This is a genomic window from Nocardia inohanensis NBRC 100128, assembly GCF_001612945.1.
Lineage (GTDB): Bacteria > Actinomycetota > Actinomycetes > Mycobacteriales > Mycobacteriaceae > Nocardia > Nocardia inohanensis.
Genome location: NZ_BDBK01000017.1, coordinates 408,339 through 431,835, shown reverse-complemented (window position 1 = coordinate 431,835; position 23,497 = coordinate 408,339). Strand labels below are relative to the sequence as shown.

Annotated in this window: 21 protein-coding genes, 1 tRNA gene and 1 pseudogene; 9 read left to right on the top strand and 14 right to left on the bottom strand. The window is 67.1% G+C overall.

Going from position 1 to position 23,497, the window contains the following annotated elements:
* Nucleotides 1-11 precede the first annotated feature (11 nt).
* Together NI1_RS32700 and NI1_RS32695 are read left to right on the top strand one after the other, a co-directional pair.
* Entirely contained in the window at nucleotides 12-611 is a 600-nt protein-coding gene (locus NI1_RS32700) for a ClpP family protease (RefSeq protein WP_067828823.1), read from the top strand.
* On the top strand, nucleotides 608-1,198 hold the full coding sequence (locus NI1_RS32695; RefSeq protein WP_067828822.1) for a ClpP family protease: 591 nt from the start codon (nucleotides 608-610) through the stop codon (nucleotides 1,196-1,198). The genes NI1_RS32700 and NI1_RS32695 overlap by 4 nt, the downstream gene beginning before the upstream one ends.
* A gap of 17 nt (nucleotides 1,199-1,215) precedes the next feature.
* On the opposite strand, the gene NI1_RS32690 is transcribed toward NI1_RS32695, so the two are convergent.
* The 5 genes from NI1_RS32690 to NI1_RS32670 all read right to left on the bottom strand — a co-directional run bounded on the left by NI1_RS32690 (nucleotide 1,216) and on the right by NI1_RS32670 (nucleotide 4,990).
* Nucleotides 1,216-1,755: a helix-turn-helix domain-containing protein gene (locus NI1_RS32690; protein WP_084524110.1), complete on the bottom strand. Its 540-nt coding sequence runs from the start codon at nucleotides 1,753-1,755 to the stop codon at nucleotides 1,216-1,218.
* Nucleotides 1,756-2,041: 286 nt separating this feature from the next.
* Nucleotides 2,042-2,509: a DUF5130 domain-containing protein gene (locus NI1_RS32685; protein WP_067828821.1), complete on the bottom strand. Its 468-nt coding sequence runs from the start codon at nucleotides 2,507-2,509 to the stop codon at nucleotides 2,042-2,044.
* Complete coding sequence (ctaJ, locus tag NI1_RS32680; protein WP_067828818.1) at nucleotides 2,496-2,774, bottom strand: aa3-type cytochrome oxidase subunit CtaJ; 279 nt, start codon at nucleotides 2,772-2,774, stop codon at nucleotides 2,496-2,498. The genes NI1_RS32685 and ctaJ overlap by 14 nt, the downstream gene beginning before the upstream one ends.
* A 76-nt stretch (nucleotides 2,775-2,850) precedes the next feature.
* Nucleotides 2,851-4,443: a glycoside hydrolase family 13 protein gene (locus NI1_RS32675; RefSeq protein ID WP_067829265.1), complete on the bottom strand. Its 1,593-nt coding sequence runs from the start codon at nucleotides 4,441-4,443 to the stop codon at nucleotides 2,851-2,853.
* 142 nt (nucleotides 4,444-4,585) lie between these two features.
* A complete protein-coding gene (locus tag NI1_RS32670; RefSeq protein ID WP_067828815.1) occupies nucleotides 4,586-4,990 on the bottom strand; it encodes a globin in 405 nt (134 codons plus the stop codon).
* A gap of 220 nt (nucleotides 4,991-5,210) precedes the next feature.
* Here NI1_RS32670 and NI1_RS32665 point away from each other — a divergent pair, with 220 nt between their 5' ends.
* Complete coding sequence (locus tag NI1_RS32665) at nucleotides 5,211-5,924, top strand: HNH endonuclease (RefSeq protein ID WP_174564543.1); 714 nt, start codon at nucleotides 5,211-5,213, stop codon at nucleotides 5,922-5,924.
* A 15-nt stretch (nucleotides 5,925-5,939) separates the two neighbouring features.
* On the opposite strand, the gene NI1_RS32660 is transcribed toward NI1_RS32665, so the two are convergent.
* Nucleotides 5,940-6,512, bottom strand: coding sequence for a helix-turn-helix domain-containing protein (locus NI1_RS32660; protein WP_067828812.1), 573 nt, complete (start codon nucleotides 6,510-6,512; stop codon nucleotides 5,940-5,942).
* A gap of 75 nt (nucleotides 6,513-6,587) precedes the next feature.
* On the opposite strand from NI1_RS32660, the gene NI1_RS32655 reads away from it, so the two are divergent.
* Together NI1_RS32655 and NI1_RS32650 are read left to right on the top strand one after the other, a co-directional pair.
* Nucleotides 6,588-7,289: an AzlC family ABC transporter permease gene (locus tag NI1_RS32655; RefSeq protein ID WP_067828809.1), complete on the top strand. Its 702-nt coding sequence runs from the start codon at nucleotides 6,588-6,590 to the stop codon at nucleotides 7,287-7,289.
* Nucleotides 7,290-7,353: 64 nt separating this feature from the next.
* Nucleotides 7,354-7,671 (top strand): AzlD domain-containing protein, encoded by a 318-nt coding sequence (locus tag NI1_RS32650; RefSeq protein ID WP_067828807.1) that lies wholly within the window; start codon nucleotides 7,354-7,356, stop codon nucleotides 7,669-7,671.
* 34 nt (nucleotides 7,672-7,705) lie between these two features.
* On the opposite strand, the gene NI1_RS32645 is transcribed toward NI1_RS32650, so the two are convergent.
* The 8 genes from NI1_RS32645 to NI1_RS32615 form a co-directional block, all read right to left on the bottom strand.
* Nucleotides 7,706-8,437 carry a dienelactone hydrolase family protein gene (locus NI1_RS32645; RefSeq protein WP_067828799.1) on the bottom strand — a complete coding sequence of 244 codons (732 nt, stop codon included), beginning with the start codon at nucleotides 8,435-8,437 and terminating at the stop codon, nucleotides 7,706-7,708.
* Nucleotides 8,438-8,527: 90 nt separating this feature from the next.
* The gene (locus tag NI1_RS32640) at nucleotides 8,528-9,199 is read right to left on the bottom strand and encodes a DUF8185 domain-containing protein (protein ID WP_067828796.1); all 672 of its coding nucleotides are present in this window, start codon (nucleotides 9,197-9,199) and stop codon (nucleotides 8,528-8,530) included.
* 16 nt (nucleotides 9,200-9,215) lie between these two features.
* Nucleotides 9,216-9,653 (bottom strand): acyl-CoA thioesterase, encoded by a 438-nt coding sequence (locus NI1_RS32635; protein ID WP_281179522.1) that lies wholly within the window; start codon nucleotides 9,651-9,653, stop codon nucleotides 9,216-9,218.
* A 47-nt stretch (nucleotides 9,654-9,700) separates the two neighbouring features.
* A complete protein-coding gene (locus NI1_RS32630) occupies nucleotides 9,701-14,602 on the bottom strand; it encodes an NAD-glutamate dehydrogenase (protein WP_067828793.1) in 4,902 nt (1,633 codons plus the stop codon).
* 500 nt (nucleotides 14,603-15,102) lie between these two features.
* Nucleotides 15,103-16,779: an energy-dependent translational throttle protein EttA gene (gene ettA, locus NI1_RS32625; protein WP_067828790.1), complete on the bottom strand. Its 1,677-nt coding sequence runs from the start codon at nucleotides 16,777-16,779 to the stop codon at nucleotides 15,103-15,105.
* A 10-nt stretch (nucleotides 16,780-16,789) separates the two neighbouring features.
* Nucleotides 16,790-17,236, bottom strand: coding sequence for a single-stranded DNA-binding protein (locus NI1_RS37560; protein ID WP_084524138.1), 447 nt, complete (start codon nucleotides 17,234-17,236; stop codon nucleotides 16,790-16,792).
* Between the two features lie 78 nt (nucleotides 17,237-17,314).
* Entirely contained in the window at nucleotides 17,315-18,274 is a 960-nt protein-coding gene (locus NI1_RS32620; RefSeq protein WP_084524107.1) for a threonine/serine dehydratase, read from the bottom strand.
* Complete coding sequence (locus tag NI1_RS32615; protein ID WP_067828786.1) at nucleotides 18,271-20,310, bottom strand: bifunctional copper resistance protein CopD/cytochrome c oxidase assembly protein; 2,040 nt, start codon at nucleotides 20,308-20,310, stop codon at nucleotides 18,271-18,273. Before NI1_RS32615 ends, NI1_RS32620 begins: the two co-directional genes overlap by 4 nt.
* Nucleotides 20,311-20,514: 204 nt before the next feature.
* On the opposite strand from NI1_RS32615, the gene NI1_RS32610 reads away from it, so the two are divergent.
* The 4 genes and pseudogenes from NI1_RS32610 to NI1_RS32600 all read left to right on the top strand — a co-directional run bounded on the left by NI1_RS32610 (nucleotide 20,515) and on the right by NI1_RS32600 (nucleotide 23,430).
* A tRNA-Arg gene (locus NI1_RS32610) sits at nucleotides 20,515-20,588 on the top strand.
* A gap of 343 nt (nucleotides 20,589-20,931) precedes the next feature.
* A pseudogene (locus tag NI1_RS32605) lies at nucleotides 20,932-21,669 on the top strand (GGDEF domain-containing protein); the annotation flags it as partial.
* The gene (locus tag NI1_RS40185) at nucleotides 21,618-22,022 is read left to right on the top strand and encodes a diguanylate cyclase (RefSeq protein WP_084524105.1); all 405 of its coding nucleotides are present in this window, start codon (nucleotides 21,618-21,620) and stop codon (nucleotides 22,020-22,022) included. The pseudogene NI1_RS32605 and the gene NI1_RS40185, both read left to right, overlap by 52 nt.
* A 505-nt stretch (nucleotides 22,023-22,527) precedes the next feature.
* Entirely contained in the window at nucleotides 22,528-23,430 is a 903-nt protein-coding gene (locus tag NI1_RS32600) for an alpha/beta hydrolase (protein ID WP_245663509.1), read from the top strand.
* Nucleotides 23,431-23,497: the final 67 nt, after the last annotated feature.

Below are 23,497 nucleotides of genomic sequence, written 5' to 3'. Positions count from 1 at the left end.
ACGGTGGGTTCATGACAGAGAAGCAGACGCCGATGTTCAACTGGCGCACCAGAGAACAGCTCTTCGGTCGCCGCGTCCTGGTATTGGACGGCGGCCTGGACGACGACAACGGCACGCTGCTCATGACGCAGCTGCTCACCCTCGCCGCGGAGGACTCCAAGACCCCGATCTCGCTGTGGATCCACTCCCCCGGCGGCTCGGTCCCGGCCATGCTCGCGATTCGCGACGTGATGCGGTTGATTCCGTGCGAGGTATCGACCCTGGCGCTCGGATTGGCTTGCAGCGCAGGACAATTCCTGCTCTCCTCCGGCACCCCCGGCCGTCGCTTCGCGCTGCCGCACGCCCGCATCCTCATGCATCAGGGTTCGGCGGGCATCGGCGGCAGTGCGGTCGAGGTCGAGGTGCAGGCCGACGATCTGCGCTATACGGTGCAGACCGTGCTCGGCCTCATCGCCGCCGACACCGGCCAGCCCTTCGACCAGATCTACGAGGATTCGCTGCACGATCGCTGGTTCACCGCGGCGCAGGCCCGCGAATACGGCTTCATCGACGGCATCGTCGAGAACTTCGAACAGGTCGTGCCGCAGCGCCACAAGGTGGGGATCTCATGACCAGCTACACGATTCCCAATGTCATCGCCTCGTCGCCGCGCGGCGAGCGCATCATGGACGTCTACTCGCACCTGCTCACCGAGCGCATCGTCTACCTGGGCACCCCCATCGATTCCGGGGTGGCGAACGCCCTGATCGCCCAGCTGCTGCACCTGGAAGCGGACGGCCCCGGCCAGGACATCGACCTCTACATCAACTGCGAGGGCGGCGACCTCTCGGCCATGCTGGCCATCTACGACACCATCCAGCACATTTCGTCCCCCGTGGTGACCACCTGCGTCGGCCAAGCTATCGCGGTGGGCGCGGTACTGCTGGCCGGCGGCGCGAAAGGCCGCCGCGCCATGCTCCCGCACGCCCGAATCGTCCTGCACCAGCCCGCGACCCGAGGTCAGGGCACCATCCCCGACCTCATCCTGGTAGCCGACGAAATCGTCCGGATGCGCGGCGAAATCGAAACCATCCTGACCCGCCACACCGGCCAATCCGCCGAAACCCTGCGCCGCGACACCGACCGCGACCGTGTCTTCACCGCCGACACGGCCCTGTCCTACGGCCTGGTCGACAAGGTTCTCGGCCCGCGGGAGTGAGGTTGCTCGCCGTCTGCTCAGGCGGCGAGCGCCATCAGCACGGGAGTCGAGCTCAGGTGCGGGACAGCCGGACTCAGGTGAGCCGTCGCACGCTGCCGGCGCAGTTCGTCACTCACCTGCTCGATCAGTCCGCCGAGAGAGGTGCCGAGCGCCCCGGCCAGCGCGGCGATCATCTCGCTCGAGGGCTCCTTGCGACCACGCTCCACCTCGGAGAGGTACTGCGGGGAAATCCCGGCGCGCCCAGCCGTTTCCGAGAGCTTCTCCCCCTGCTCCAGGCGCAATGCGCGCAAGCGTTCGCCGAGCGCCTCGCGCCACAGCGGCTCACGCACCGTTTTCGGCGTGGCGCTCCGGCGCGGTCCGTCGACGCTACCCAGGCGTGGTCCGCTACGACTGTTCCGGAGCGGCTCACCGGATCCGGGCGCACCGGCGGGGTTTCCGCGTGGGCTCGCACCGTCTTCCGTACGGCGCGGGGCTCGGGGCACCGCCGTCAGCCGGGGCGGGCGCGGCTCGTCGTCGAGTCCGCCGGGAATTGCCTGGAGTCGCGGTTGCTCGGACATCTTCCGAGCCTAAAGGGGAAAGCCCGCACGCCGCGCGCGCTTACGCTCTGGGCGTACATGCCGATCGCGAACAAACGGACACCGGGGGCGAGACGTGACGCGCCCCTCCCCTCTGCCCACATCCACCGTGACGGTGGAGACGAGCAGACGGGAGGGGCGCGGAGGACGTTCAGCTGCGCCGGGTTCGGCGACATGCGCGGGCACATCGCGAATTCCGGCCTGGTGGCCCGACTCTCGTCGGGGTTCGGGGGCGTCGGCCCCCGAGAGTCCCCGAGAGTTCCGGGAACTAGACCCGGCCGATGGCGGCGGCCATCACGCGCACGGCGGAGACGAGTCCGTCGATCAGCTCGCCCTGGCGGAAGGAGCTGAGCGCGGCGGTGGCGCCGAGCTGGCAGACGCGATCGTTGGCGCGCTCGGCGACCTCGCGGCCCGAACGCACCTCGACGGCCTTGGCATTGGGGTCGACGGCCACGAGGACCGAACGCTCGGCCTCGGGGGTGGCCGGGAACAGCGCGTCCGCGCCGGTACCGGAGTCCGCGCCCAGATCACCGATGAAGATGTTGAACCGCACCTTGGTGGCGCGAGTCGCCTCGGTCAGCGCGTTGTCCATGATCAGCCGCTCGCGATCGGTGAACGGGACCTCGGCGAAGACATCGCCGGCCTCGTGCACACCGGACACGCGGCCGCTGGTGGTGATGGCGTAACCGTGCGGTAGGTCGGCGGCATTCACCGCGGGCCAATTAGAACTTGCCACTTGCCCGGCCTCCGATCAGGTCCGCCTGCGCGGATTCGATAGCTGCATGGTTGCCATGCGACGAGTCAGCTCCGTGGTGACCGGAACCGGTCACCTCGTCGGTGGCGCTCCACAGCACCGGCGGCTCGGTCCACTGCTGGCCGAGGGCGAAGTGGGCCGGCTTCTTGCCGGGCAGGGGCTTGCCGAGGAACGACAATCCGGCGATCACCAGATAGATCGCAAGCGGGATGCCGACATAGATCAGCACTGTCTGGAGAATGCTCACGGCTCAACGGTAATGGATGGGCGAGCGTCTACGACGACCGGTAGCGGACTGTGATCACGTGTCGTTACCAAACGTTTCAGATCAGCCAGGCCGCCGAGTTCGCTGGAAGTTTTCTCGCGCCGGTCGGAGCGCTGGTGAGCAACACCTCGCCCGCGGGCAGCAGAATCGGGGCATCTGTCGCGTTCAGCACGCACAGCAGCCCGCCGTCGCGGCGGAAGGCCAGGCAGCCCGGCGGGGAGCCGTACCACTCCAGCCCGGGACCGGCGAATTCCGGCCTGGTGGCGCGCAATTCGATGGCCATGCGATAGAGCGAAAGCATCGAGTCCAGGCGCTCGAGCTGCTGCTCCACCGTCAGCTGCGCCCACTGCGGCGGGATGGGCAGCCAGGAGTCTCCGGTGGTGAAGCCGAACGGCGAGCGCGCGCCCTCCCACGGCAACGGCACCCGGCAGCCGTCCCGGCCGCGTTCGGTGTGCCCGGAGCGCTCCCAGGCCGGATCCTGGAGGAACTCCTCGGGTAGGTCGTCCACATTCGGCAGGCCCAATTCGGCTCCGTTGTAGACGAATACGGCCCCGGGCAGCGCCAGCTCCAGCATCATCATGGCCCGGGCGCGCGCCTGCCCGATCACGCCGTCGCCGTAGCGGGTGACCTCGCGCTCGATATCGTGATTGGAGAGCGTCCAGGTCGGGCTGGCCCCGACCTCGGCCACCGCGTGCAGCGAATTGTCTACGGCCGCACGGATTTTCGCGGCGTCGAAGGCGGTCTCGGCGAGGCGGAAGTTGAACGCCATATGCAGTTCGTCGGCGCGCAGGTACTCACCGAAACGGACATTGTCGTCCACCCACACCTCGCCGATGGCCACCGCGTTCGGGTACTCGTCCATCACCTTGCGCAGGCGGCGGTGGATCTCGTGCACGCCCGGGTTGTTGAAGCGCGGATCGCTGTCGTCGTGTACGAGCATGCGAGTGTCGACTACGGACATATCGGGCAGGCCATCGGGTTTGGCCATGCCGTGCGCGACATCGATACGGAAACCGTCGATGCCGCGATCCAGCCAGAACCGCATGGTCTGCTCGAAATCGAGTGCGACCTCGGGGTTCTCCCAGTTCAGGTCCGGCTGCTCGGGAGCGAAGATGTGCAGATACCACTGCCCCGGTCTGCCGTCGGGTTCGGTGACACGGGTCCAGGCCGGACCGCCGAAGACGCTGGGCCAGTTGTTCGGTGGCTTCGCACCCTCGGGTCCGCGGCCGTCGCGGAAGATGTAGCGGGCGCGCTGCCGGCTGCCGGGCGGGGCGGCCAGGGCCTGCCGGAACCACACGTGCTGATCGCTGCTGTGATTGGGCACCAGGTCCATGGTGACCCGGATCTGCCGGTCGTGCGCCTCCTCGATGACCGCGTCGAGGGCGTCCAATCCGCCGAAGAGCGGGTCGATATCGCGCGGATCGGAGACGTCGTAGCCGCCATCGGCCATGGGTGAGCGCATGACGGGGCAGATCCAGAGCGCGTCCACGCCAAGCAGCTCCAGATAGCCCAGCTTTTCGCGCAAACCGCCCAGATCGCCCACGCCGTCGCCGTTCGAATCGGCGAAAGAACGCGGATACACCTGGTAGAACACGGCATTTCGCCACCACGGCGCCGGCTGTGCCGACGCGGCCCCCGACCCGGCGGAAATCTCAGTCACAGCCGTAATGGTGCCAAAGCAGACCGACCTGTGCGTGCCTACCCGCGACAGTTGTCCAGTTTCAGCAAATCATCAGTAGCCGAGCTGGGAAAACGGAAAGCCTCTGGGCTGCTACGGGTTCTGCGGGACGAATTCAGAAGGGCGAGTTCATGAGCGAATTCGCGGCCATCTCGAAGTAGTCGAGCAGCTGCTTGCGATGCGCGTCGTCGAGCACCTCCGGCTCGATCTCGGCGACCGCGATGTGCATGGCGCGCAGCCAGGCGTCGCGCTCGATCGGCCCGACCTTGAACGGGTGATGCCGCATCCGCAGCCGCGGGTGCCCACGCTCCTCACCGTAGGTCCGGGGTCCGCCCCAGTACTGCTCGAGGAACATCCGCAGCCTGCGCTCGGCGGGCCCGAGGTCTTCCTCCGGATACAGCGGGCGCAGCACCTCGTCGTTCTTCACCTCACGGTAGAAGGCCGCCACGATCCGATCGAAGGTATCGGCGCCGCCCACTTCCGAATAGAACGATGTCGCCTGCTGCTCGCCCGAAGTCACGCCCCCATTCTGCCTGTTCCGCCTCTCCGCGTATGCAGCGGACGGTCCCCCGGAACAGCGGGATACCGATGGTGGCGGAACTGTCATTGGGTGTTCATCCTCTTGTGCCCGGCAATGTGTGAAATCACCGTGCAATCTGGTGGTATCCATGGTCAACTGGGTGGCAGTCTGCCGACGAGATACCACACCATCGGACGAATACGAATTCGGGGTATAGCCCATGAAGCAGCGGCACGGCGCTCGCGAAGCGCGGACACACCGACAACTCCAGCCCGCCGACGTCCACAATCGTGGCTCGGGGGCTACTCCGCTGCACATCTTGTCCGAGCATTCTCGTCTCGATCATCACTCGGGTACCCATCCCGAGCATTCCCGTCCGGGCCCGTCCCATCCGCCCGAAGCTCCCAGCGCGCCCTCGTGGTCCAAGCGTCGCGTCCTGCTGCTGAACGCCACCTACGAGCCGCTCACCGCCCTGTCCGCGCGCCGCGCCATCGTGCTGTTGATCTGCGACAAGGCCGATACGGTGCACGACAATCCCGAAGGCCCGGTGGTGCATTCCGCGGGTACCGCGGTGGCATTGCCCTCGGTCATCCGACTACGTACCTACGTGCGTGTCCCCTACCGCGCCCGCGTGCCGATGACCCGTGCGGCGCTCATGCATCGCGACCGATATCGCTGCGCCTACTGCGGCGGCAAGGCCGAGACCATCGACCATGTGATCCCGCGCAGCCGCGGCGGCGCGCATTCGTGGGAGAACTGCGTGGCCTCGTGCGCCCCGTGCAATCACCGCAAGGCCGACAAGCTGCTCAGCGAATTGGGCTGGGCCATCCATCATCCGATGGTGGCGCCCAAGGGTCCGCACTGGCGTTTGCTCTCGGCCAGCTCCGAACTGGACCCGACCTGGTTGCAGTACCTCGGCGAGGGCGCGGCCTGATCGGCTCCGATGGGGTCAGCTGTATTCGCTGACCAGCACGGCCCAGGTGCCGGGCTCCAGGGCGTCGAAAATGTGCGGCATATCGCCCGGATAGCAGATGTAGTCGCCGGGGCTCAGCTCGACGGGCGCGTCGGTGGGGCCGACCTTCGCCCGCCCGGCACACAGCACCACGTGCTCGACCACACCCCGGGCATGCGGCTCCGAATCACGCGGATGCCCCGGCTCGGCGGTCAAGCGGTAGATATCGCGCCGCCCGGTGGCCGGTGCGGCCGCCAGCAGCGTGATCCGATACTCTGCCTGCGCGGAGGCCAAGGCCGCGCCCTCACCGGCCCGGATCACCTGAACCTGCGGACTCGGCGGATCGAGCAATCGCGAGAACGGCACGTCCAGCGCCACGCACAACGCCCACAGCGTCTCGATACTCGGGTTCCCCGAACCCGATTCCAATTGGGACAGAGTCGATTTCGCGATACCCGCCCGCCGCGCGACCTCGGTCAGCGACAGCCCCGCATTGGCGCGCTCCCGGCGCAGGGCAGCGGCGATCGCCTGTTGCGGCGGCGCGGGCGCAGGGCTTTCGTGCTCGGTCATAACGGCTTCACAGCGTACCGGCCGTTTCACGAAGCCCTTTGACGAACCCACCCCAATGTGTTCATTATATGAGTCATGCGTTCGATATGGCGAACACTCGATCGGAGTGTACTCACGGGAATCGCGGCGATCTGCCTAGCGGTCGCCATGATCGGCATCTCCTACGGCGCCACCGCCGTCACCGCCGGCCTGCCCGCCTGGCTCCCGATCCTGCTCAGCACGGCCGTCGTCGCGGGCGGCTCGGAATTCGTCTTCATCGGCATCATCACCGGCGGCGGCAGCCTGGTCGCCGCCGTCCTCGCCGGCCTCCTGGTCAACGCCCGCCACCTCCCCTACGGCCTGGCCGTCCCCGACGTAGTAGGCACCGGCTGGCGCCGCCTCCTCGGCACCCACGTCATGAACGACGAATCCGTCGCCATGGCCATGTCCCAACCCGACCGCGACCGCCGCCGCGCCGCCTACTGGCTCTGCGGCCTGGCCGTCGTAGCCGCCTGGCCCCTCGGCGCCGCCATCGGCGCGGCCCTCGGATCGATCGTCCCCGACCCCGACATCTTCGGCCTCGACGCCGTCTTCCCCGCCGTCCTGATCACCCTCGTCCTGCCTGCCCTGCGCGACTCCCTCACCCGCACAGCGGCTCTGGGCGGAGCCGCGGTCGCGGCGGTGTCGACCCCGTTCCTGGGTGCCGGCCTGCCGGTACTGCTGGCCCTGATCCCGGTGCTGCTGGTCGCGGGCCGCGCCGGCCGCGCCCCGGAACCGGAAATGAGCGAGTCGTGCTGAGCCACAGCCGCTCCCGCGCGGCGGCTCGTCGCTCGTCGTTCGGCGAATCGAACGGCGCACGCCCATGACCAAGGCACTGCTCCTGGGCGCGTTCGCATTGGCGCTGGGCACCTTCGCACTCCGCTTCGCGGGCCCGATGCTCCGCAATCGGGTCAAGGTGTCGCCGCGCGCCATCCGGCTGATGGAGATCGCCTCCGTCGTGCTGCTCACCGCATTGGTCGTCACCACCCTGGTCCCCACCGGCCACAGCCCGGTCGGATTGGCGCTGCCCGCAGGGGTTCTGGTCGCCGCCGTGCTCGCCTGGCGCAAAACCCACATCCTGCTGGTCCTGGCGGCAGCGGCCGGGACCACCGCCGCGCTTCGCTACCTCGGCCTGTCCTGACGGCGGTAGCGCACGAGACCGGTGGCCGTACCGCTCAGCGACGCAGCTGTTCGGCCAGACGCTGCCAGGCGTCTTCGGCGTATTCCTCGCGATAGGTGGGGCGGCCGGGGTTGAGGAAGGCGTGGGGGGCGTCTTCGTAGACGACGATTTCGTGGTCGATGGCGTTGGCGGTCAGGGATTTCGCGATGGTGTCGCGGGCCGGGGCGTCGATGAGGGCGTCCGCGCCGCCGAAGAAGAGCAGGACTCGGCCCTTGATGCCGGCGGAGAGTTCGACGGTGGGCTGGGGTGTGGAGAGTTGGATGTCGGTATCGGTGAGCCAGCCGGGGTAGAAGGCGGTGATGGAGGCCGCGGGGAGTTGGGTGGCGGCGTAGTAGGCGGCGTGGCCGCCGGCGCTGAAGCCGATGAAGTGGATGGTGGCGGCGCCGCGACGGGTGAGTTCGGCGGTGGCGGAGGCGAAGTCGGCGAGGACGCCGGGGCGGGTTTGGGTGCGCATCAGGGCCAGGCCGCGTTCACGGTCTTCGGGGGTGAATTCGAGGGTGGCTCGGGGTTCGGCGCGGTGGAAGAAGTCGGGGAGGATGACGATCGCGCCGAGAGCGGCGAGGCGGTCGGCGGTGGCGAGGATGGAGGGGTGCTGGCCGTAGATCTCGTGGGAGGCAACGACTCCGGGGTAGAGGCCGGGCTGTTCGGGGCGGGCGACGTAGGCGCGCACGGCGGCGCCGTCGACGTCCAGTTCGATCCATTCGGTGGTGATGGCGAGACTGGTCATGGGGCCGAACCTAGTGGGGGCGTGGAGGTCCGGCCAATCGGAAAGGTGATGCCGGGCATCGGTATTCCGATGCCCGGCATGGTCCGGGGGTCAGCCGGTCAGTAGCGGCAGGGCGGAGCCGCGGCGGCGGGCCACCGAACCGTAGCGGGCGTCCAGGCGTAACCAGGTGCGGGCTGCGCGGACGCGGACGATCTCGTCGGCGGCGATGCGGCGGGAGTCGGTTTTCTCGCCGCCGTGCGGGATGAAATCCATTGCGGCCAAAGCGAAGACGACGCGCATCGGGACTTCGACCTGGTCGTCGCCGCTGGAGACGGTGAGGACGGTCTGATCGAGCAGGGAAGCGGGCGGGCCGTGGCCGGAGCCGTGTTCCTGCGCCAATTCCGCTCCGCGCTCGGCCAATTCGACGAGCATGCGGGCGGGGACATCGTCGATGTGGACGAAGCCGGATGCCGGGGGCAGGGCGGTGCGCCATGCGGAATCCATGGCGTAGCCGAGGCTGAAGGTTTTACCGGAGTCGGGGCCGTGCAGGCCCGCGAGGACCGTGTCGGCCGCGACGGTCACATCGTCGGTGCCGAGCGCGGCCACCACGGTGCGCACCGCGAGGGCCTCGAAACCGGTGGTGGCCCAGGCGGATACGTAATTCACGCCGCGGCGGCGCAGGCGGATCACCGCGGCGGGGTCCAGGCGGATCGCGTGCGAGACGAAGGTCGCCAGGTTCTCACGTTCCGCGGGGTCGGGAACGTGCAGGGTCAGGTCGTTCACGGGTGGCGAGCTCGGCTCAGTCGGCCAGCCACAGCGACAGGTAGTCGCGTTCCTCGGTGGTGAGGCGGCGCAGACGCTGGGTGTCGATATCGAAGGCGGCCAGCTGGGTGGAGGCGATCACCGCGGCCGGGGAGGCCGGGTCCGCGCCGGCGGCGCGGACCTCGTAGGCGACGGTGAAGTCCACGGCGCGCAGCCGCTCGATCCACATCGAGACGTCCAGTGGCGAATCCTCGTGCCGCAGCTGACCCTTGTACTGCACGCGCAGGTCGGCCAGCACACAGCCGGAACGCAACCGGACCGTGGGCCGGTCGTCGGTGAAGAGCCACGGAATACGGGCCTCCTCCAGCAGGGTCACCATGCGGGCATGGTTGATGTGCTGGAAAGCATCCATATCGGACCAGCGCACCTCGACCTTGGTGTGGAAGCGCTTGGGCTGCACCGGGGTCTCCCCCAGGTCAACCACATGTGCTTTGCCATGGCCGTTCAGCGAACCGACACTCGTCAACGCGGTACCTCCGATTGGGCACCCACCCCGCTCACCATGCTGCGCACCTGCCGCGCCGCAACCGACAGCGTGGCCAGGTCGTGGGTTCCGGATTCGAACAGTTCCGAGAGGGCGCTGCGAGCACGACCCAGCCGGGACTGATTTTTCGACTCCCAGTATGCAATTTTCTCCTCGGCCGTCTCCTCCGGGTCTCCGGCGGAGAGCACATCGAGGGTCAGCGAGCGCAGCGAACCGTACATGTCGTCGCGCAGCGCGAGCCGGGCCAGCGCATGCCAGCGATCGCCGCGTTCCAGGTGGCTGACCGCCTGCAACAGCCAATCGATCTTGAGATGGTCGTTGAGCGCGTAGTAGAGCGCACCCACCTCCTCGCCCTTGCGATCGGTGATATCCGCGATATCGATCACATCGAGCAGCGGGAAGAGGTTGAGCAGCCCGTGCACCTCCACGGCCAGCTCGCTCGGCGCCCCCTGACCGACCAGCGCGCGCGACTGCTCGTTGAGCAGGTCCACGTGATGCCCGCGCAGCCAGCCCGGCACCTTGGGCGCGAGCGTGCGCACACCCTGCGAGTAGCGGTGGATCTCCGCGCCGACCGCGATGGGCTGCGGCCGATTGTTGAGCAGCCACCGCGAGGCCCGGTCCAGAGTCCGCTTGGTCTCGAGTTCGAGCGCGTCCTTCATACCGGTCGAGATCTCGGCGGCGCGAATGCGATCCCACACCGAATGCAGGTCGAAGATCTGGGTGGCGGCGGTGAAGGCCCGCACCGCGTCCGAGGCGGTGGCCCCGATCTCCTCGTTGAGCCGGTGCGCGTAGGTGATGCCGCCAAGATCCACCACCTCGTTCACCAGCATGGTGGTGGTGATCTCGCGGCGCAGCCGGTGCTTCTTGATAGCCGCGCCGAAGCGCGAGCGCAACGGGGTCGGGAAGTACTGCGGCAGCCGCGCCGAGAAGTAGGTGGTGTCGGGCAGATCCCCGGCGAGCAGGTCGGCCTTGAGCGAAAGCTTCACGTGCGCCATCAGATTCGACAGCTCGGGCGAGGTGAGGCCGGCGCCCTGTTCCTGGCGCGCCTTCATCTCGATCTCGCTGGGCAGCGCCTCCAGTTCGCGGTCCAGGCCGCGGCGCTCCTCCAGGTCCTCGATGACGCGGCCGTGCACATTGAGCATGCGCGGAGCCTCGGCGCGGGACATGCCCATCAGATAGTTCTGGGAGACGTTGTCGCGCAATACGAGTTCGGCGACCTCGTCGGTCATGGACGCCAGCAGCGGATTGCGGTCGGCCTCGGTCAGCTCACCGCTGGAGACCACACCGTCCAGCAGGACCTTGATATTGACCTCGTGGTCGGAGCAGTCCACGCCCGCCGAGTTGTCGAGGGCGTCGGTGTTCATCTTCCCGCCGCGGGCACAGAACTCGATGCGCCCGTGCGCGGTGGCGCCCAGGTTGCCGCCCTCACCGATCACCTTGACCCGCAACTCGTTCGCGTTCACCCGCACCGCGTCATTGGACTTGTCGCCCACCTCGGCATTGGTCTCGGTCGAGGCCTTGATGTAGGTGCCGATACCACCGTTCCACAGCAACTGCACCGGAGACTTCAGGATCGCCTTGATCAACTCCGGCGGCGACAGCGAGGTCACCTCGGCGGCCAATCCCAGTGCCTGGCGGGCCTGTTCGCTGATCGGCACCGACTTCACGGTGCGATCGAACACTCCACCGCCCTCGCTGATCAGCGACCGGTCGTAATCGGCCCACGACGAGCGCGGCAGCGCGAACATGCGCTCACGCTCGGCGAACGAGGTCGCCGCGTCCGGGTTCGGATCCAGGAAGATATGGCGATGGTCGAACGCGGCCACCAAGCGGATATGCCGCGAGAGCAGCATGCCGTTGCCGAACACGTCACCGGACATGTCACCGACACCGACCACGGTGAAGTCCTGGGTCTGGGTATCGATATCCATCTCGGCGAAGTGCCGCTTCACCGACTCCCACGCACCGCGCGCGGTGATCCCCATCGCCTTGTGGTCATAGCCCGCCGAACCACCCGAGGCGAACGCGTCACCGAGCCAGAAACCATAGGACTGGGCAACATCGTTGGCGATATCGGAGAAGGTCGCGGTGCCCTTGTCCGCGGCCACCACCAGATAGGTGTCATCGGAGTCGCGGCGCAGCACCCGCTCCGGCGGCACCACCGCACCGGTCGCACGATCCACATTGTCGGTCACATCCAGCAGACCGGAAATGAACGTGCGGTAGCAGGCGATGCCCTCGGCCTGCAACGCCTGCCGATCGGCCACCGGATCGGCGGTGGCCGCGGGCGGCTGCTTGACCACGAACCCGCCCTTCGCGCCCACCGGCACGATCACCGCGTTCTTCACCGCCTGCGCCTTCACCAATCCCAGGATCTCGGTGCGGAAATCCTCCAAGCGATCCGACCAGCGCAACCCGCCACGCGCGACCGGACCGAACCGCAGATGCACACCCTCCACCCGCGGCGAATACACGAAGATCTCGAATTGCGGCCGGGGCTTGGGCAATTCGGCGATCTCCCGCGGTTCCACCTTGAACGACAGGTAATCCCGCGACTGCCCCTCGGCGTCGGTGACGTAGTAGTTGGTGCGCAGCGTCGCCTTGATCAAGCCCAGAATGGCGCGCAGGATGCGGTCCGCGTCCAGGCTCACCACCTCGTCGATACGGTGCCGCACCGCGCCTTCCAGATCACGAGCGTGTTCGGCATTGGCCGAGTCCGGATCGAAGAGCGCCGTGAACAGATCCACGAACATGCTGGCCGCCTCCGGATAGGCGAGCAGCACACGGGTGATATTGGCCTGGCTGTAAGGGAATCCGGCCTGCTGCAAGTACTTCGCGTAAGCGCGCAGGATGGAGACCGAACGCCAGTTCAGCCCGGCGCGCAGCACCAGTTCGTTGAGCCCGTCGGCCTCGGCGCGGCCGAACCACAGCGCCTCGAAGGCCTCGGTGAAACGCTGCCGCATACCGCGCACGTGAATGTCGAGGGCGTCCAGGCGCTGCGAGGATTCCACCAGTTCGGCGTCCATGTTCCGGTCCAGCGAACTGCGCAGCAGCTCCGGCCGGGCCAGCAGGCCGAAATCGTAGATCCACTGCTCGGGACCGTGATCCAGCTCCAGCTGGTGCGGGCGCTCGTCGATGACCTCGACGCCCAGGCTCTGCAATACCGGCAGCACCTGGCTCAGCGAGATGCCGGTGCCGCCGATGTAGAGGGTGAAGCGCCAGGACCCGGGCTCGGAATCCGCCCGGCGATAGAGGTATTGGTCGATACCGCCTTCCGGCAGCCCTTGCAAGCGCAGGATATCGGCGACCGCGCGGCCGGATCCGAAGTCCTCCTTGTAGCTTTCGGGCAGGGCCTCGGCGTACCGCTCGACCACGGCGGGATCCAGCACGGTGGAGGTGGCGACCTCGTCACGCAGATGGTCGTCCCAGGTGCGGCTGGCCTCGGCCAGCAGGTGCTGGATGCGCACCCGGTTGGGTTCGGAGGTGTCGGCCACCCCGCCCTGGTCGGGCAGGCGGACGGTGAAATACACGCTGGCCAGGTCGCTTTCGGAGACGCGGGCCGAATAGTCGATGGAGTCGCCGCCCACCTCCCGCATCAGGATGTCCTGCATCTCCAGACGCACCCGGGTGGTGTAGCGGTCGCGCGGCAGGTACACCATGCAGGCCACGAAGCGGCCGTAGCCGTCCATCCGCATGAACAGCCGAACCTGGCGGCGCATACCGACATTCAGCACGGCGCTGGCGGTGCGGCGCAGGGTCTCCTCGTCGGAGGAGAACAGTTCGGTGCGCGGGAAGGACTGGATGACCTCGAGCATCTCCTGGCCGGAGAAGGAGTCCAGGTCGAAACCGCTGGCCTCGATGATGGAGCGGACCCGGCGGTCGATGACCGGGATGTCGAGCACGTTCTCGTGCAGGGCGTTGACGGTGAAGACGCCGATGAACAGGTGCTCGCCCAGAACCGTGCCGCTGTCGTCGATTTCGGCGACGCCCACGAAGTACGGGTACACCGCCCGGTGCACGGTGGCCGGCACCAGACCCTGGGTCAACATGAGCAGCGGCTGGTCGCCGCTGTTGTCGGGGACGCGGAAGTCGGTGCCGACATTGGGGCGCAGCACGCCCAGGCTGCTCGACGGCACGATGGTGGACTTGGCCTGGCCGCCGACGTCGGTGCGTTCGTAGCAGGCGTAGCCGAGCACGGTGAAGTTGCCGTCGGCCAGCCAGCCCAGCAGCTGGGCGACATCCCTGAGATCGGTTGCGGGAAACGGGGATACGCCCGCCTTGGCCGCTTTGCCGAGTTCTTCGGCGACCCGGGCCTGAGCGGCGCGCATGGCCTCGGTGTCCTCGATGACGCGGCGCACGTCGGTGAGCACATCGGGCAGCGCGGTCTCGATCCGGCGCAGTTGCTCGGCGCTGGTGGCCGGGTGCAGCTGCACGTGCATCCAGGATTCGCGCAGGCCGGTGGCGCCGTTGCCGTCCACCTCGTGCGGGACCGCGGTATCCAGCAGGCCGTCGGAATCGCGCGTCACTTCGAAGATGGGGTGCACGATCTCGCTCACGCTGACCCCGATGCGGGCCAGCGAGGAGGTGACCGATTCGACCAGCAGCGGCATGTCGTCGGTGACCATCTGCACGGCGACGCCCAGACCGGCGTCGTCATCGGCGTGGTACACCTGCACGTTCGCGGTGCCGGGCGGCCGGCGCAGCGCGAGATCCACATGGCAGCGGAAGATCTGGGTGGAGGTCGCCGGAATAGCGCAGTCCGCGTCGCCGGCGTCGACGTGTCGGAAATAGGCCTCCTCGAGGGACACGAGATTGCCACGCAGGGACGCGGGCAAACTCGCAGCCCAGGCCGCGTTGGACAATTCGGACGAGACCGTCATTTCGCCAGCTCCCTCGGATTCGGTTCCGTAACAAAGTGACGCCGGTCCGAGAGTAGCTGGGCGCCGGAGGCCCCGGGCTGAATTCCTCTCAATGCCGCGCCGCGTCGCACACACCGGACAAACCGGACGGTACGGCGGACGCCGCACCCGTACGGAATCGCCAGGTGACGTACGACAAACCTTGCACCAAAACGGTTTTCGCGCAGTAGTGCGTTCGCGAAACCGTTGAGTTCGCTATTGGATAGCCGCCTATCCACTGCCAGCCGGAGCGGAATCCGGCAAACGGCGAGCCGCCAGCAAACGGTCTTTCAGGGCAAGTCGGTGACGGCTTCCACCGTCCCCGTGAGGGCCCCAGTCTTCGCTCGATGACCGAACAGTCTCCGAGCGGAGGATGAACACCCGCCGGGGTCCGACCGAATGGTCGGCAACCCCGGCGGGTAGATGATCTACCACCGGAACCGCCGCGTCATTTCTACGCGTGGGTAACGGCGGATTTCCGCCTAACCGCGGGTCAGCTTGCGGTGGGTAACCCGGTGCGGGCGAGCCGCTTCCGGACCCATGCGCTCGATCTTGTTGGCCTCGTACGCCTCGAAGTTGCCCTCGAACCAGAACCACGCGGCCGGATTGTCGTCGGTGCCCTCCCACGCCAGGATGTGCGTGCAGGTGCGGTCCAGGAACCAGCGGTCGTGGGAGATGACCACCGAGCAGCCCGCGAAGTTCTCCAGCGCGTTCTCGAGCGAGCCCAGGGTCTCCACGTCGAGGTCGTTGGTGGGCTCGTCGAGCAGGATCAGGTTGCCGCCCTGCTTGAGGGTCAGCGCCAGGTTCAGGCGGTTGCGCTCACCACCGGAGAGCACCCCGGCCGGCTTCTGCTGATCCGGGCCCTTGAAACCGAACGCCGAAACATAAGCGCGGGAAGGCATCTCCACATTGCCGACCTGGATGAAGTCCAGCCCGTCGGAGACCACCTGCCAGACGTTCTTGTTCGGGTCGATGCCGGAGCGGTTCTGGTCGACGTAGCTCAGCTTGACCGTGTCGCCGACCCGGACGTTGCCGCTGTCCGGGTTCTCCAACCCGACAATGGTCTTGAACAGCGTCGACTTACCGACACCGTTCGGGCCGATGACGCCGACGATGCCGTTGCGCGGCAAGGTGAACGACAGATCCTTGATGAGCTGGCGGTCGCCGAAGCCCTTGTCCAGGTTCTCGACCTCGACCACGATGCTGCCCAGGCGCGGGCCGGCCGGGATCTGGATCTCCTCGAAGTCCAACTTGCGCATCTGCTCGGCCTCGGCGGCCATTTCCTCGTAGCGGCCCAGACGCGCCTTGTTCTTGGCCTGCCGCGCCTTGGCGCCGGAGCGGACCCACGCCAGCTCCTCCTTGAGGCGCTTCTGGAGCTTCTGGTCCTTCTTGCCCTGCACCTCGAGGCGCTCGGCCTTCTTCTCCAGGTAGGTGGAGTAGTTGCCCTCGTAGGGGAAGGTGCGGCCGCGGTCGAGCTCGAGGATCCACTGCGCGACATTGTCGAGGAAGTACCGGTCGTGGGTGACGGCCAGGACCGCGCCCGGGTAGGAGGCGAGGAACTGCTCCAGCCACAGCACCGATTCGGCGTCGAGGTGGTTGGTGGGCTCGTCGAGCAGCAGCAGGTCGGGCTTGCTCAGCAGCAGCTTGCAGAGCGCGACGCGGCGGCGCTCACCACCGGAGAGGTTGGTGACCGGCTCGTCCGGCGGCGGGCAGCGCAGCGCGTCCATGGCCTGCTCGAGCTGGGAGTCGACATCCCAGGCATCGGCGTGGTCGAGGTACTCCTGGAGCTGACCCATCTCCTCCATGAGCTCGTCGGTGTACTCGACGCCCATGAGTTCGGCGACCTCGTTGTAGCGGTCGAGTTTGACCTTGACCTCGCCGAGGCCCTCCTCGACATTGCCGCGGACGGTCTTCGCTTCGTTGAGCTCCGGTTCCTGCATGAGGATGCCGACCGTCGCGCCCGGCGCCAGCCAGGCGTCGCCGTTGTTCGGCTGGTCCAGTCCCGCCATGATCTTCAGGACGCTCGACTTACCGGCACCGTTCGGACCGACGACGCCGATCTTCGCGCCGGGAAGGAAATTCAAGGTCACATTATCGAGCACGACCTTGTCGCCATGCGCCTTTCGAACCTTCACCATCTGGTAGATGAACTCAGCCATATCGGCAAGCCTAACTGTGTGTCGTTGCGGGTTCTGCGGCAGTGTCCGCATCCGCCGCGGATGGTTGGACAGGGTCCGGGCGCTCGACGCGTCCGAAGTGTTTGCGCTGCACCGGGGCTGTGCAACGAGCCAGGTCGGGACCGACCGCTGTGGCGCGCATCTCGAGATCGTTGCGCTCGACACCGTCCCTCGTGGTGTATTCGTTGGATCTCAATGATCCGTAGGCGATGACCGGGTCACCACGGTGCACCGAGGCCTCCACCCCGTCTATGAGCCGGCGCCGGCAACTGACCGTGAGGTACATGGTGCCCGCATCGACCCATTGTCCGGATGGCTGGTCGAAACGTCGACTGGTATTCGCCAAGCGGAACGACAAGATCTCCTCCCCCGAAGGAAGCTGGCGGCGAACCGGTTCCGTGACAACGTTTCCCACTATGGCTGCTTGGATTTCGTACATGAGACGAGAGTCGCGCGCCGGCGTGGCCGCCGGCAGCCCGCTTGCGGCGAGTGTGGACAACTCGCGGCCTGTGGATGATTACAGCGTCGCCAGATCGGTGTTCGCGCCGCACAGCACGACCACCGGCCGCTCCCCCGGTCCGGGCACATAGGCCCCGCTCTGGATCGCGGCGACCGCCGTCGCGCCCGCCGGCTCCACCACGATCCGGAACTCGCGCCACAGATACTCCCGCGCCATCACGATGGCATCGTCGGAGACCAGCACCGAGCGCACCGAATAGCGCTGCGCCACCTCCATCGCGATATCACCGATCCGGTTGGCGCCCAGTGCATCCGAGGCCACGCTCGAAACATCCACATCCACCGGATGACCGGCCGCCAGCGCGGCGTGCAGGGTCTGCGCGCCCTGCGGCTCGACCCCGATCACCCGCCCGCGCAGGCCCATCGCCACCGCGATCCCGGCGAAGAGCCCGCCGCCACCGACCGCGACCAGCACCGGCGGCCGCCCGCGCACCTGCTCCTCGATCTCCAGCCCGACCACGCCCGCACCGGCCACGATCGCCGGCTGATCGAAGGCGTGCAGCTGCATGGCCCCGCGCTCGGCGGCCAGCTGGCAGGCGAATCGATGCGCCTCGGCGTAAGTCGTTCCGTGCCACAGCACTTCGGCGCCGTGCGACCACATGGCCGCGACCTTGGTGTGCGGCGCGGACTCCGGCACCACCACGGTGCAGGACAGACCGCGCAGCGCGCTCGCCATGGCGGCGGCGATGCCCGCGTTCCCGCTGGAGGCGATCACCACGCCATTGACCGAATTGCCCGCTTGCAGTAGCGCGTTCAGCGCCCCGCGCACCTTGAACGTCCCGCCGTGCTGCAAATGCTCCAGTTTCAGCGTGACCGGTACCGGCCCGCGCGGACCCTGGATGTCGGTGTGGAAGACCGGGGTCTTGCGAATCTGCCCGCGCAGCAGCCGCCTGGCCTGGCGCACGTCGGAACGATACAGCCGCTTGGGTTTTCGGGTCGCCACGGCGACATCACTCACTTACGTACTCCTCGATCGCGCCGTGCGAGCTCGGCGAACATGGCGTTGTACGCGGTCAATTCCGCGTCGTCGTCCCGGTCCGCGGCGCGATCCAACCTGGTGGCCAGCCGATTGTCACTGCGCGACCACTGGATGAGCAACGCCAGCATCACCACCACCAGCGGGATTTCACCACTGGCCCAGGCGAGACTACCGCCGGTGTGCTGATCATCGAGCAGATCGCCGTTCCAGCCCAGACCCAATGCGCGATAGAACCAACCACCCAGCACGGTATTCATGCTCATCAGCGCGATGCCGAAGAAGGCGTGGAACGGCAGCGAACCGAACACCATGCCCAGCTTGGTCAGCGGCTCCACCTGCCGGGGCTTGGGATCGATGCCGATGACCACCCAATAGAAGAGGTATCCGCTGGCCAGGAAGTGCACGTTCATCAGCAGGTGCGCGCCGTGCGAGCCGACGAACTTGTCGAAGATGCCGCCCAGGTAGAGCGCGTAGAAGCCGGCCACGAAGAACACCGAGGCGACCACGGGCTGAGTCATGAAGCGCGACACCGGATTGTGCACGGCGGCCAGAATCCACTCGCGCGGGCCCGGCGGCTGGCCTTTGCCGGCGGGTTGGATGGCGCGCAGCGACAGCAGGACCGGACCGCCCAGTGCGAACAGGATCGGCGCGAGCATGGACAGCATCATGTGCTGAGCCATGTGCACGCTGAACATGGCCGGGGCATAGCGGCCGATACCCGAACTGGTGGCGAGCAGCAGCACCACGCACCCCGACAGCCAGGCGATGGTTCGCCCGACCGGCCAGCCGTCACCGCGCGCCCGCAGCCGCGCCACGCCGCGCAGATAGAGAACGGCCGCCACGATGGCGAGCGTGCCGAAGATCAGATCGAAGCGCCAGTCGAACAGGATCCGGCCGATGGTCGGCGGCCCTGCCAGGTTGTAGCCGATCTCGACCTCGGCCGGGCTGGGCACCTTCCGCAATTCCGGCGGCGGGGTCCGGCCGAGACCGACCGCGAGCCCGACGGTCGCCGCGAAGACCAGCGCCTCGACACCGGCGAATCGGATCAGCGCACCGCGATCGTTCGGGTCCTTCGCCAGGTCGGGCAACGCACGTTGCCGCTGCACGAACCCGATCACGCCGAGCACGACCAGCGCCGCGGTCTTGGCCACCACCAACCGGCCATAAGTAGTACTGAACAGATCATCGAGCGGCACCCGGATCCAGGCGTTGATGACGCCGCTGACCGCGATCACCACGAACGAGACCGTGGCCACCTTGGAGAATCGCCGCGCCGCCAGCGCCGTGTACTTCCCGTCCCGCAAGGCGTAGGCCAGCACCGCGAACAACCCGCCCACCCAGGCGCAGGCCGAAAGCAGATGCAGGATGAGGCTATTGGTGGCGATGTCGTGCGCCCCGCCCGACGAAGAATGCCCCGTCAACGCCACCGGCATCAGCGACAGCACCGACAGCCACAGCAGCACCGGCGTCCACCCCCAGCGCAGCGCCAACCGGCACCCGACCGCCAGCACCAGCACGAAGAACACGGTCGTCCGCCACGACCCCGCCACATCCACCTGATCCGCGGCCCGCCACACCGATTCCGGCCGCACCGAATCCAGGAAAGATTGCCCGGTGGTATCCGACAAGGTCAGCGGCACCAGCAGCGCCGCAGCCCCCGCCCACACCAGCGCCATGTTCCCGGCTCGCCGCAACGCCCGGAACCCGCCCACATCCAGCAGCCCGTCGCTCTGCGGCGGCACGAAGAACGCCGCGAACAACAACGACCCCACCGTCAAAGCCGCCGCCAGATCAGCGATGGCCCGCACCGCCGGCAGCCCATAGGTAGTCAAAGGCCCAGGATCCGGAATCCCCAGCAGACTCAACGCCTGCGAAGCCGACAACCCCACCACCAGCGCCGCCACCATCGCCGTGACCGCCGTACTCACCGCGGCCACCACCGCGAACGTGCCACCCGACCCCGTCCGATTCACCGGTACATCAGTGCCTGCGGGCGAGTCCTGCGGTGACGACATACGACCCAGGGTAGTTCTCCACAGCCGTCCGGACTCCCCTGGGGTTTCCCGTCCCCGAGTCCGCACAACCGCCCCGACGCGCCGAACGGTTGCTAACCACACACCCTTACCCGATCTGGACGCTCGCTATACTTAACCCGCTGGACACGGAGATCGATATCGGTCAATGTGTTTGGTGGCCGCATCGCCCGCGATGCCCGCAATGCCTCCGTAGCTCAGTTGGATAGAGCAAGGGCCTTCTAATCCCTAGGTCGCAGGTTCGATTCCTGCCGGGGGCGCTTCACCGCCTGACCATTCACCCAGGTCAGGCGTGTTCCCCATTTCTGGTACCCATCGACCGAATCAGAGAAACCCCCAGGTCGCCGGTCGCAGGTCCGCGCCCTCGGGGGTTGCCGGCAGCTAGCACCCCCCAGCTATAGAGAAGGATAGCCAGCTGTCGACCCAACCCTGAGCCAAAGCCACACCATCCAACCGAACCACGGGCCGGCAAGGCAGACAAGCACCGCACTCCCCCGGTCCAGACTCAGAGCACCTAGAGAACGCTAGCCAGACAAACATGCGATCCCCAGAGATGCCCTGGCGCGCGGACCCTCGGACCGAATTCCGGCTGCGAAGGGAATCATGTGCAGCTCGTGTTGCGTCAATTCGCCGAGGGTGGTGTGTGACGCTGCACCGATGGACCGGGCCGGTGGTGGTGCTGGGTTGGGGCGACGTGGGATCGATGAACCGATGGGCATCGAGCGGGCGGGCTCGATCGCGGGCTGGATGCTCATCGCCGCCTGCGCGCTGACAGCGGCCTTCGCTCGCGAGTTGGTGGTCGGTCGGTACATGACTGCGATAGTCGCCTTCTGCACGGCGATCACTGTGCTGGGTGTAGCCATGGTCCTACTCGGATCGCGAACGCCCAGATGGCTGCTGTACGTCGCGCCGCTGCTGGTCATCGTGCTTGGGACGATCCCCGACAGTGGGGAAAGCCTATTGGTCTGGGCGGTGCTGTACGCCGGTTGCCTGTTGCCCAAATCGGTCACGGTGTCGGTCACCGGGGCTGCCGTCGCAATTTTCGGAACTGGAGCGGCGTTGCACGGGGGCGAGCGCGCTTGGCCGCTGTGGTGCCAGGTCAGTTCGTCACTTGTTCTGATCTGTGCCGTCGTTGTAGGCATGCGTCGCCGGATCGGTCAGCTGGTGACTGCGCTGCACGAACAGGCGCGCAGTGACGATCTGACAGGAGTGGCCAATCGCCGCCAATTCACCGAGCATCTCGAGGAACAACTCGCCGCTCATTCGCGAGTGGGAGAGCCACTGGCCCTGTGCTTTCTCGATATCGACAATTTCAAGCGCATCAACGACACCTATGGTCACAGCGTCGGCGATCCGCCCTCAAAGATCTCGCCGAGGTACTTCGCGCCCATTCACGGCCGGAGGATCTCGTTGCTCGTACCGGCGGCGAGGAATTCGCCGTAGTTATCTCTGGCGTGAGCTCCGCCGAGGTCGCGGTACGGGCGGAACGGCTGCGATCCGACATCGAAGCCGCAGCAGGGAGTTGGACAACCGCATTGACCGTGAGCATCGGCGTTGCCGCTACACCGGAGGTCGCGGCTGAAGATCTGGTTGCGGCGGCCGATGCCGCACTGTACGCAGCAAAAGCTAACGGCCGCAATACAATTCGGGTGGCTCCGCCCGATACCGGGACGTACGGGTCGAGGCCTACATAAAGAGGCTCCGTTTCATCCGCCGCCCGGCATGGTCGACAACGGCAACGAACGACCGATCGAGAACTGACACCGACGGGGCCCGGCGGATGCCATAGCCGTCGTACATGCCGCTTCAGCCTCGGCGGTGAGGCGATCCCGCTGCGCGCATGTCGGGCTCCCGATCCGAGGCCGGGACGGATGTGGATTTCCTTCGCCGATTCGGGTCATCGCCTTCAGGATTCGCTGTAGTGTCCATTTGATAGACATCAATGTCTAAGAATTGTAGTGACACCCGGATCGAGCGGTGTCCGTCGGTGACACGGGATGCCGAGGGTCTCGAATCCCGTTCGGCGACAAGATAACTGGAGGAGTACACATCGTGCGAAGAGCGCTCGGGCGGACGTTCGCCGCCCTCACCGCGGCAGTCGTGGCAGGGGCAGGCGTCGCCGCCGCCGAACCATCGGCGGATCCGAACAACGCACCTCAGTGGGGCCATGGTCCGCTCGGGTTCATGTTTCCACCTACCGTGCAGGGGCCGATCCATCGAGAGTTCGCCTCATTCGGCCCGCACCCAGTGGCGATGTCGCAAACATTGACCCCGTGCTCAGGCCTGTACGCCGACATCCTGGCAACCGCGGTCGGGTTGGCCGGTGGACGTGACGAGCACTCGGTCGATTGCACCTCGTCATTCCCATATGGTCCAGACGCGCCGGTGGACGTGCTCTATGTGTATCCGGCCGATCTGGACCGGTCCGAACCCGCGCCGCTGGCGGTGTTCCTGCCCGGTGTCACCGACAATCCCGGCGGTTACGAGCTCATCGCGAAACTGTGGGCCAGCAGGGGATTCGCCGTCGCGATCGGCTACAACTTCATCAATTCCCTTCCCACCGACCATATTTGGGTCACACAGGCAGCGATCGGTGAAGCTGCCCGGGTAGATTCGCCGCTGCACGACCGAATCGACTTCGGGCGCACCATCGTCGGCGGCCACTCAGGTGGCGCCGGGGCCACCACGTGGGCGGCGAGCATCATGCCGGGGCTCGCACCAGAAATCGACCCGCGCTTGCGAATCATCGGGGCCCTCAATGTCGCCACCGGTGGCAATGGCCCGATCGGCGCGGGTGTCACGGTGCCGAGCCTGGACATCCTCGGGACCCTCGACCCCACCGTGATCACCGGACTAATGATGTACGCCACGATATTTCAAGCACCCGCCTACACCGCCACCATCGTCAACGGCGCGCACCCGGCGATGAAAGACGGCCTGCCCGATAACCCGGTCGCCGGGCTCTCGGTGGCCTGGCTCGAGCATCTAGCGGGCGGCAACCCCGCCGCCGATGGCGTGTTCGTCGGCCCGGACTGGAGCCTGGCTCGGGACCCGGCCTACACCTCGGTGCAGCGCAACGCGCTTGCCGATCAGGTCCAGTGACTCACTATGCCGAGAGGAGAGTTCACCATGACAGGTTCACCGCTACCGCGTTACGGGGCCGTGGTCG